The organism is Streptomyces sp. NPDC006368 (genome assembly GCF_040612535.1).
Classification (GTDB): Bacteria; Actinomycetota; Actinomycetes; order Streptomycetales; family Streptomycetaceae; genus Streptomyces.
The window spans coordinates 125,942-135,629 of the sequence record NZ_JBEXQK010000015.1 but is presented as its reverse complement, the minus strand read 5'-3'; the positions used below and the strand labels follow the sequence as shown (position 1 = coordinate 135,629).

The window sequence follows — 9,688 nt, the reverse complement described above, 5'->3', positions numbered from 1 at the left end:
TTACTCAATATTAGTAATTAATAAGTTTTTTTGTAATTTTTTACTGTTTTTATTAGGTTTGCTCTTCCGATCTCCGTGTTTCACGTGAAACACGGCACCCCACGTTGTGGACGCCGGATGGCTGCGGGCGATGTTTCACGTGAAACATCGCCCGCGGTCGTCTCTGGCGCCTACTTGATTTCGTTGATGCAGAGCACGAACTGCTTACCCGAGCTGCGCCGACCGCTGGTCTGCTCCTGGTAGCCGATGTCCGACTTGCCCTTGCACTTGGTGGTGTCGAGCGTGTCGGGGATCACCTCAACGACTTTGTACGCCGCTTCGGTGCCGCCGCACTCCACCACCTGGAGGTCGGGTGCCGAGATGGTTCCGTTGTTCTTGAGGCAGTCACCGGCCTCCGCCTTGTCCGCGTCGTCCTGGCTCAGGAAGTAGGCGACGCCGGCGACGATGAAGAAGATCACGGTGCCGGCGATCTTCAGTTTCTTCATGATGCCCATGCCGCCACGCCGAGCCGGCGGTGCCGGCGCCGGCGGCGGGGCGGACCACTGCTGCCCTTGCGGCATCTGCTGCTGCGGATATGCCTGCTGCTGGGGGGCGCCGTAGGGAGGCTGAGGCTGCTGCGGCGGGTACGGCTGCTGCGGAGCCTCGTATCCCGTCTGCGGAGCGTAGGGCTGGGGCGGCTGTTGCCCATAAGGGCCCGGCTGCCCGTAGGTGCCTGGGCCTTGTTGCGGCGGATACGTCATGTGAAGGGTCCCCCCGAAAGCATGTGCTGATCATTCTTTTGACGCGAGCACGCTATCCCAAGGGGCTGACACGCCCCCAGCGCACCACCATCGACGCGGTGGCCGCGTAAAGCGCGGCGACCATGGCGACCAGGGGAACGGACCGGCCGTCGGGGGGCAGCATCAGGGCGGCGACACCGGCCGCACCGACGAAGGCGACGTTGAACAGCACGTCGTACAGAGAGAAGACACGCCCCCGATAGGCGTCGTCCACCGCTGTCTGCACCGTGGTGTCCGTGGCGATCTTCGTCCCCTGCGTGGCGAGCCCCAGCAGGAAGGCGGCCGCCAGCATCGGCACCAGGGCGAAGGGCAGCGCCAGTGCCGGCACCAGCACCGCGCCCGCCCCGGCGCACACCGCCATCCAGCCGTACCGGCCCAGTCGGCCGACCGCCCACGGTGAGCAGACCGCGGCGGCGAAGAACCCCGCACCCGACACCCCGACCGCCAGCCCCAGCAGCGCGAGCCCTTCCGACCCGGGGGAGGCCCAGGCGTACCGGCAGAGCATCAGGACCATCACGGTCAGGGCGCCGTAGCAGAAGCGCATCACGGTCATCGCGGCCAGAGCCCTTGCCGCGTCGCGCCGCTCGGCCAGGTGTCGCACCCCGCTCACCAGTCCCTTGGCGGTCGAGGCCAGCGCCGCCCCGATCCGTGTGGGCATCGCGTCCGGACCGGGTCCGAGCAGTTCGCGTCCCATCCGCAGGGATGCGAGCGCCGAGCAGAGGTAGAGGGCGGCGCCCAGCATCACCACCGCGGCGTCGGAGTCGGCGGCCGTCAGCCGCACGATGAAGGCGAGCCCGCCGCCCGCGGTCGCGGCGAGCGTCCCGGCGGTGGGTGAGAGCGAGTTGGCCATCACGAGCCGGTCGGCGTCGACGACCCGGGGCAACGCGGCGGAGAGCCCCGCCAGCACGAAGCGGTTGACGGCTGTGACCGAGAGGGCGGAGGCGTAGAAGATCCAGTCCGGGACGGAGACGAGGATCAGGAGCGCCGTGCCGACGGCCAGCAGCGCCCGCAGCAGATTCCCGTACAGCAGGACCTGCCGACGCTGCCAGCGGTCGAGCAGGACACCGGCGAACGGGCCGACGAGCGAGTACGGCAGCAGCAGAACCGCCATCGCGGAGGCGATCGCGGCGGGCGAGGTCTGCTTTTCGGGCGAGAAGACGACGTACGTGGCGAGCGCGACCTGGTAGACCCCGTCGGCGCACTGGGAGAGCAGTCGTACGGCGAGCAGTCGGCGGAAGTTCCTCAGGCGCAGGAGTACGCGCAGATCACGTACGACAGGCATGGCCCAAGGGTCACACAAGGCGAAGGCCCCCGGGCGGATGCCACGGGGACCTTCGTCAGGCGGGGGGAGCGGTCAGCGCTCGACCTCACCCTTGATGAACTTCTCGACGTTCTCGAAGGCCTCGTCGTCGAAGTACTGCACCGGCGGGGACTTCATGAAGTACGAGGACGCGGAGAGGATCGGGCCGCCGATGCCGCGGTCCTTGGCGATCTTCGCGGCGCGCAGGGCGTCGATGATGACACCCGCCGAGTTCGGGGAGTCCCAGACCTCCAGCTTGTACTCCAGGTTCAGCGGGACGTCACCGAAGGCGCGGCCCTCGAGGCGGACGTACGCCCACTTGCGGTCGTCCAGCCAGGCCACGTAGTCCGACGGGCCGATGTGGACGTTCTTCTCGCCCATGTCGCGGTCGGGGATCTGCGAGGTGACGGCCTGCGTCTTGGAGATCTTCTTCGACTCCAGGCGGTCGCGCTCGAGCATGTTCTTGAAGTCCATGTTGCCGCCGACGTTCAGCTGCATGGTGCGCTCGAGGCGGACACCGCGGTCCTCGAACAGCTTCGCCATGACGCGGTGCGTGATGGTGGCGCCGACCTGCGACTTGATGTCGTCACCGACGATCGGGACACCGGCCTCGGTGAACTTGTCCGCCCACTCCTTGGTGCCGGCGATGAAGACCGGGAGAGCGTTGACGAAGGCGACCTTGGCGTCGATGGCGCACTGGGCGTAGAACTTCGCGGCGTCCTCGGAACCGACCGGCAGGTAGCAGACGAGGACGTCGACCTGCTTGTCCTTGAGGACCTGGACCACGTCGACCGGGGTCTCGTCCGACTCCTCGATGGTCTGGCGGTAGTACTTGCCCAGCCCGTCCAGGGTGTGGCCGCGCTGGACCGTCACGCCGGTGCTCGGAACGTCGCAGATCTTGATGGTGTTGTTCTCGCTGGCGCCGATGGCGTCCGCGAGGTCGAGGCCGACCTTCTTCGCGTCCACGTCGAAGGCGGCCACGAACTCCACGTCACCCACGTGGTAGTCGCCGAACTGGACGTGCATCAGCCCGGGGACCTTGGCCGCCGGGTCGGCGTCCTTGTAGTACTCGACGCCCTGTACCAGCGAGGCGGCGCAGTTGCCCACGCCGACGATGGCTACGCGAACCGAACCCATTCCGGTTGCTCCCTGTGTGTTCTCGACGAGGCCCTGCACAGCGCAGGGCCTCACTTGGTGGTGTCGTCGGACGGATCCGGCCGGGAGCTGCCCCCGTGCCGGGGCAGGCCGCCCGTCTCTCCAGATGTGTTGTCCTGCTGAGCGGCGTCCCCCGGGGCCGACGGACCGGATCGTCGCTGATCCCGCCCCGCCCGCTCGCTCTCGATGAGCTCGTTCAGCCAGCGCACTTCGCGCTCCACGGACTCCATACCGTGCCGCTGCAGCTCAAGCGTGTAGTCGTCCAGCCGCTCGCGCGTACGGGCCAGGGAGGCGCGCATCTTCTCCAGGCGCTCCTCCAGTCGGCTGCGGCGGCCTTCCAGCACCCGCATCCGCACCTCGCGTTCGGTCTGCCCGAAGAAGGCGAAGCGGGCCGCGAAGTGCTCGTCCTCCCAGGAATCCGGGCCGGTGTGGGAGAGGAGCTCCTCGAAGTGCTCCTTACCTTCCGCCGTCAACCGGTAGACGATCTTGGCGCGGCGCCCTGCGAGCGAAGCGGCGAGGGCGTCCTCGGGGGCGCTGCCCGGCTCCTCGATCAACCAGCCGTTTGCGACCAGCGTCTTGAGGCAGGGGTACAGGGTCCCGTAACTGAACGCGCGGAAGATCCCCAGCGATGTGTTGAGCCGCTTGCGCAGCTCGTACCCGTGCATCGGGGCTTCACGGAGCAGGCCGAGGACGGCGAACTCAAGGATGCCGGAGCGCCTGCTCATGCGTCCTCTCCTTCACCGTCGCCGTGACTTATGCTGCCCTGATGTATCGACTCGATACATCAGCACGATAGAGGGGTGACCCTGTCGCGACAAGTAGGGGGGTCGTGAACGGCGTCACATCGTCAATTCGCAGCAAAGGACTTGCCTGATTTGGGGTGAACTTTGGTCCTGGGTGGGTTTTGACCGTGCGTAGTCTGTGCGGCATGCACACCACCGGGAACCAGGCGAGGCCTGTGAACGTCCTCGTCCTGAGTGCACTGCGTGCATGGCGGATGAGCCCCAGCCAGGGCTCGTCCGCAGTCATTTCGGGGGGACCGGAACTCAGCTACCGCTTCCAGGCGTACTCGCCTGCCCGAGGAGTAGTCGTTCGATGAGCGAGCACCGTCGCAAACCGCCGCAGCCGCAAGGTGGCGGACGTGCCGCGGCCAGGCGAGCAGCCCAGCAGCCCTCAGGCCGCCGGGCGGCTCAAGCACGGGGAACCGGTACGGGATCCCCTTCCGACGCGTACGGTACGGGACGGCCTTATGGCGGACGTGCCGAAGCCCGTCGCGCTGCCCAGCGTGGCGGCGGCCGGGGCCGGGGGCCGGGTGGGCAGCCCGGTAAGAAGCGGCTGATCGACTATCCGCGCCACGACAAGTACGGGTGGCGCCGCTGGATGCCGTCCTGGAAGCTCGTCACGGGAGCGTTCCTCGGCTTCACGGGCGCGATGATGATCGGCGCGACGCTCGCGTACGCCATGGTCGTCGTACCCAACCCCGACGATGCGGCGACGGCGCAGAACAACGTCTACTACTGGGACGACGGCAAGCAGATGGCCGCGACCGGTGGTGAGGTCAACCGCCAGATCATCGGGTACGAGCAGATCCCCAAGGCGATGCAGGACGCGGTGGTGTCCGCGGAGAACAAGACGTTCTGGGACGACGCCGGTATCGACCCCGCGGGGATCGGCCGGGCCCTGTTCAACATGGCGAGGGGCGGGGAGACCCAGGGTGGCTCCACGATCACGCAGCAGTATGTGAAGAACAACCGCCTCAATGATCAGTCGCAGACCTTGAGCCGCAAGTTCAAGGAGCTGTTCATCTCGATCAAGATCGACAACGAGGTGACGAAGCGCGAGATCATGGCGGGCTACCTGAACACCTCGTACTACGGGCGCGGCGCCTACGGCCTCCAGGCCGCGGCCCGTACGTACTACGACAAGGACGCCAAGGCGCTGAATCCGAGCGAGTGCGCGTTCCTCGCCACGCTCCTGAAGGGCTCCACCTACTACGACCCGGCCGGCGCTCCCGAGATCGACCCGAAGGCCACGGCCAAGGACAACACCGACCGGGCCGTCAAGCGCTGGAGATGGATCCTCGACGAGATGGTCAAGGACAAGCGCCTCGACGCGTCGGAGCGGGCCACGTACCGCGACTTCCCGATGCCGGATCCGCCGAAGAAGAGCACCTCGCTGGGCGGCCAGATCGGTTACCTGGTGGACCTGGCCAAGGCGTACTTCATCAACAACAACGACCAGGGCATCACCGCCAAGGATCTCGCCCGGGGTGGCTACGAGATCCACACCACCTTCAACAAGAGCAGGGTCGATGACCTCAAGGAGGCGGTGAACAAGGTCTACCAGGAGAACATCGACCCCAAGAAGCGCCCCAGGACGGACACCCATGTCCAGTTCGGCGGTGCCTCGGTCGACCCGCGCACGGGCAAGATCGTCGCCATCTACGGCGGCGCCGACGCGACGAAGCACTTCACCAACAACGCCGACGAGACCGGCGCCCAGGTCGGATCGACGTTCAAGCCGTTCGTCCTGGCGGCGGCGATGCAGGAAGGTGTTCGCAATCCGTCCCTCGGTGAGGAACAGGACAGGAGCGAGCGCCGGATCATCGACCCGGACACGGCGATCTACAGCGGCAAGAACAAGCTGAAGATCAAGAACTACGACGGCAGCGTCTGGCAGGACGAGAACGGCGAGCAATGGCTCCAGGTCAACGACGGTGACGAGGACTTCGGCGACATCGACCTGCGGTACGCCATGATCCGGTCGGCCAACTCGCCCTTCGTCCAGCTGGGCATGGACGTCGGCATTCCGCAGGTACGGGACGCGGCCGTGGCCGCCGGCCTCCGTGAGGGCAGCCTGGCCAAGGGCAACGTGCCGTCGTTCTCGATCGGTATCTCCAGCCCCAGCGCGATCCGCATGGCGGGTGCGTACGCGACGTTCGCGGCCAACGGTGAGAGGCGTGACCCGTACTCGGTCGAGGAGGTCAAGAAGGAGGGGCGGACCGTCTTCAAGCACGAGGAGAAGGCGGAGCAGGCCTTCACCCCCGCCGTGGCGAGCAATGTCACGGACGTGCTGCGGGACGTCGTCGAGCACCCGAAGGGCACCGGCCAGAACGCAGCGATCCCGGGCCGCCAGGTCGCCGGCAAGACCGGTACCACCGACGGCAACAAGTCGGCCTGGTTCGTGGGGTACACCCCGCAGCTGGCGACCGCCATCGACATGTACCGGATGGACGACAACGCGGCGAACAAGGACCGCAAGTTCCTGGAGATGTTCGGCACAGGCGGTCAGGACAAGATCCACGGTTCGTCGTTCCCGTCCGAGATCTGGCAGAAGTACATGTCGAAGACGCTCAAGGGCGAGAAGGTCATGAGGTTCCCGAAGCCGGAGGACCTGGGCGCCGAGCCCGTCTTCGGCGGTGGTGCCAAGAGTCCGGAGCCCACGCCTTCCAAGGCGCCGGCGCCGAGCCCGTCGGAGTCCACGTCGCCGACCCCGTCGCCGTCGCCGTCCTCCCAGAGCCCCGAGCCGGAAAAGTCCTGCGCCCCGCTCGACTGGGAGTGCGAGGGCACCGACAACGGCGGTCAGAACGGCGGCGGTGGCGAGGACAGCGGCGGTACGGACACCGGCGGTGGCGACACCGACACGGGCGGCACCACCGGAGGCCTCACACCGAGCCCCTCCGCCCCCACAGGCGGCGGCAACGGCAACGGGAACGGCGGCAACGGTGACAACAACGGGGGATGGTTCGGCGGGGTGGACGGCTAGCGCTCCCCTACCCGGCTGACCCCTTCGAGGTGAGGGCCGTCGCATCCGCTGCGTACAGGACGTACGCCGGCGGCGCGGCGGCCCTCACCGTTGTCCACAGGCCGTACGGATCCACAGCCCCGTACGGCAGGATGTCCCCATGCCCAGCCCCCGGAAGACGAGCGCGCACCAGGACGACCGGCCCGTCGTACGCCCCACGTGGCGCGATGAGGTCGCGGCTGTCGGCAGTGAGCTGATCGGCGGCCCGTCCGGTCGCTGGGCGCTGCTCGGCAGCAGTCGACTCACCCCGGTGCGTGTCGTCGCGCTCGTCGCGATCGGGATGTTCGCGCTGGGCATGGTGCAGAAGCTGCCTTGTTACAACTGGGCCTGGTTCCGCGGCACCAGCTCGCAGTACACCCACGCCTGCTACTCCGACATCCCGCACCTGTACCTGGGGCGCGGCTTCGCCGACGGACTCATCCCGTACTTCGACCGGCTCGGCGGCGACATGGAGTACCTGGAGTATCCGGTGCTGACCGGGCTGTTCATGCAGGTCGCCGCCTGGCTGACCGCCCCGTTCGACGGGGACGTCCAGTACCGCGAGCAGGCGTACTGGATGGTCAACGCCGGCATGCTGATGATCTGCGCCGCCGTCCTCGCCGTCTGCGTCGCCCGCACGCACCGCAGCCGTCCGTGGGACGGCCTGCTGGTGGCCCTGGCGCCCGCCCTCGCGCTCACGGCCACCATCAACTGGGACCTGCTCGCCGTGGCGCTGACCGCGGCCGCCATGCTGATGTGGTCGCGCGGCCGGGCCCTCGCCTTCGGGATCCTCCTCGGCCTCGCCACGGCCGCGAAGTTCTACCCCTTCCTGCTGCTCGGGCCGCTGCTGCTGCTGTGCTGGCGGGCCTGGAGGTGGCGGGAGTTCGGGGTGGCCCTGCTCGGCACGGCCGCCTCCTGGCTGGCGGTCAACCTGCCGGTGATGCTGCTGGCCCCCGAGGGCTGGAAGAAGTTCTACGCCTTCAGCCAGGAGCGGTCCATCGACTTCGGCTCCTTCTGGCTGGTCATCACCCAGCGCACCGGCGAGAACATCGAGGTGGAGGCGGTCAACACGTACGCCATCCTGCTGCTGTTGCTGGCCTGCGCCGGGATCGCCGCGCTGACCTTCACCGCGCCGCGCCGTCCGCGCTTCGCGCAGCTGGCGTTCCTGGTGATCGCGGCGTTCATCCTCACCAACAAGGTCTACTCCCCGCAGTACGTGCTGTGGCTCATCCCGCTCGCCGCCCTGGCCCGCCCGCGCTGGCGGGACTTCCTGATCTGGCAGGGCTGCGAGGTCATGTACTTCCTGGGGATCTGGATGTACCTGGCGTTCACGACGAGCGGGAACAAGCAGGGCCTGCCGACCGAGGGCTACCAGTTCGCCATCGTCCTGCACCTGGCCGGGACGCTGTTCCTGTGCGCCATGGTCGTGCGCGACATCCTGCTGCCCGAGCGCGACCCCGTTCGGCGTGACGGGGAGGACGACCCGTCCGGGGGCGTCCTGGACGGCGCGGAGGACGTCTTCGTGCTCGGTCAGGCCGCGCATCCACCGCAGCACGCCGCACACGCGGTCCAGGGACCGCGTGTGGAGTGGGGCGCCGTACGGGAGTGAGCCTGGCGTGGGCTCTAGCGGTCGACCAGGCGGTCGAACTGGGTGGTGGTGTGCCTCAGGTGCGCCACGAGCTCGTCGCCGACCTTCGGCTCCTGCGCGTCCGACGGGACGAACAGGATCGACACCTGCATGTGCGGCGGTTCGGCGAACCAGCGCTGCTTGCCCGCCCACACGAACGGCGAGAGGTTGCGGTTGACCGTCGCCAGGCCGGCGCGGGCCACGCCCTTGGCGCGGGGCATCACGCCGTGCATGGCCTTCGGGGCCTCCAGGCCCACGCCGTGCGACGTGCCGCCGGCGACGACGACGAGCCAGCCGTCCGAGGCGGCCTTCTGCTGTCGATAGCCGAAACGATCTCCCTTGGAGACCTGCGTCACGTCCAGGACCGCTCCCCGGTACTGGGTCGCCTCGTGGTCGCCCAGCCACAGCCGTGTGCCGATCCGTGCCCGGAAGCGGGTCTGCGGGAACTGCTGCTGCAGCCGTGCCTGCTCCTCGGCCTTCAGATGGCTCACGAACATGGTGTGCAGCGGCAGCCGGGCCGCGCGCAGTCGGTCCATCCAGCCGATGACCTCCTCGACGGCGTCCGTGCCGTCCGTGCGGTCCAGCGGCAGGTGCAGGGCGAAGCCCTCCAGGCGCACGTCCTCGATGGCCGCGTGCAGCTGGCCCAGCTCGTGCTCGCCGATGCCGTGCCGCTTCATCGAGCTCATGCACTCGATGACGACCCGGGCGCCGACCAGCGCGTGCACGCCGTCCACCGACGAGACGGAACGGATCACCCGGTCCGGCAGCGGCACCGGCTCCTCACCGCGCCGGAACGGCGTCAGGACCAGCAGGTCACCACCGAACCAGTCCTTGATCCGCGCCGCCTCGTAGGTGGTGCCCACGGCCAGCATGTCCGCGCCGAAGCGGGACGCCTCCTCCGACAGGCGCTCGTGACCGAAGCCGTAACCGTTGCCCTTGCAGACCGGGACGAGGCCCGGGAACTGGTCGATCACGGTCTTCTGGTGCGCCCGCCAGCGAGCGGTGTCGACATAGAGGGAGAGCGCCATGGCCGGCCCGGAACCT

7 protein-coding genes are annotated in these 9,688 nt (G+C 68.1%); 2 read left to right on the top strand and 5 right to left on the bottom strand.

The features are described 5' to 3' along the window. Positions 1 to 170: 170 nt before the first annotated feature. From ABZZ38_RS14695 to ABZZ38_RS14680, 4 genes are all read right to left on the bottom strand, one after another. On the bottom strand, positions 171 to 485 hold the full coding sequence (locus ABZZ38_RS14695) for a hypothetical protein (protein WP_356739407.1): 315 nt from the start codon (positions 483 to 485) through the stop codon (positions 171 to 173). 307 nt (positions 486 to 792) lie between these two features. Continuing rightward, positions 793 to 2,061 (bottom strand): MFS transporter, encoded by a 1,269-nt coding sequence (locus tag ABZZ38_RS14690; protein WP_356739405.1) that lies wholly within the window; start codon positions 2,059 to 2,061, stop codon positions 793 to 795. Between the two features lie 72 nt (positions 2,062 to 2,133). After that, positions 2,134 to 3,216 carry an inositol-3-phosphate synthase gene (locus tag ABZZ38_RS14685; protein ID WP_356739403.1) on the bottom strand — a complete coding sequence of 361 codons (1,083 nt, stop codon included), beginning with the start codon at positions 3,214 to 3,216 and terminating at the stop codon, positions 2,134 to 2,136. Between the two features lie 50 nt (positions 3,217 to 3,266). After that, positions 3,267 to 3,959, bottom strand: coding sequence for a helix-turn-helix transcriptional regulator (locus tag ABZZ38_RS14680; protein WP_356739401.1), 693 nt, complete (start codon positions 3,957 to 3,959; stop codon positions 3,267 to 3,269). Positions 3,960 to 4,329: 370 nt separating this feature from the next. Between ABZZ38_RS14680 and ABZZ38_RS14675 the strand changes: the two genes are divergently transcribed. Together ABZZ38_RS14675 and ABZZ38_RS14670 are read left to right on the top strand one after the other, a co-directional pair. After that, positions 4,330 to 6,999: a transglycosylase domain-containing protein gene (locus ABZZ38_RS14675; protein ID WP_356739399.1), complete on the top strand. Its 2,670-nt coding sequence runs from the start codon at positions 4,330 to 4,332 to the stop codon at positions 6,997 to 6,999. Positions 7,000 to 7,138: 139 nt separating this feature from the next. Further along, positions 7,139 to 8,626, top strand: coding sequence for a glycosyltransferase 87 family protein (locus ABZZ38_RS14670; RefSeq protein ID WP_356739397.1), 1,488 nt, complete (start codon positions 7,139 to 7,141; stop codon positions 8,624 to 8,626). A gap of 14 nt (positions 8,627 to 8,640) precedes the next feature. Here the strand turns inward: ABZZ38_RS14670 and ABZZ38_RS14665 are convergent, their stop codons facing one another. Beyond that, a complete protein-coding gene (locus tag ABZZ38_RS14665) occupies positions 8,641 to 9,672 on the bottom strand; it encodes an alanine racemase (protein WP_356739395.1) in 1,032 nt (343 codons plus the stop codon). Positions 9,673 to 9,688 lie beyond the last annotated feature (16 nt).

What these genes read in the sequence shown, in the direction of transcription:
- ABZZ38_RS14695 (WP_356739407.1), bottom strand. Translation starts at nt 485, where the DNA reads ATGAAGAAACTGAAGATCGCCGGCACCGTGATCTTCTTCATCGTCGCC.
- ABZZ38_RS14690 (WP_356739405.1), bottom strand. Translation starts at nt 2,061, where the DNA reads ATGCCTGTCGTACGTGATCTGCGCGTACTCCTGCGCCTGAGGAACTTC.
- ABZZ38_RS14685 (WP_356739403.1), bottom strand. Translation starts at nt 3,216, where the DNA reads ATGGGTTCGGTTCGCGTAGCCATCGTCGGCGTGGGCAACTGCGCCGCC.
- ABZZ38_RS14680 (WP_356739401.1), bottom strand. Translation starts at nt 3,959, where the DNA reads ATGAGCAGGCGCTCCGGCATCCTTGAGTTCGCCGTCCTCGGCCTGCTC.
- ABZZ38_RS14675 (WP_356739399.1), top strand. Translation starts at nt 4,330, where the DNA reads ATGAGCGAGCACCGTCGCAAACCGCCGCAGCCGCAAGGTGGCGGACGT.
- ABZZ38_RS14670 (WP_356739397.1), top strand. Translation starts at nt 7,139, where the DNA reads ATGCCCAGCCCCCGGAAGACGAGCGCGCACCAGGACGACCGGCCCGTC.
- ABZZ38_RS14665 (WP_356739395.1), bottom strand. Translation starts at nt 9,672, where the DNA reads ATGGCGCTCTCCCTCTATGTCGACACCGCTCGCTGGCGGGCGCACCAG.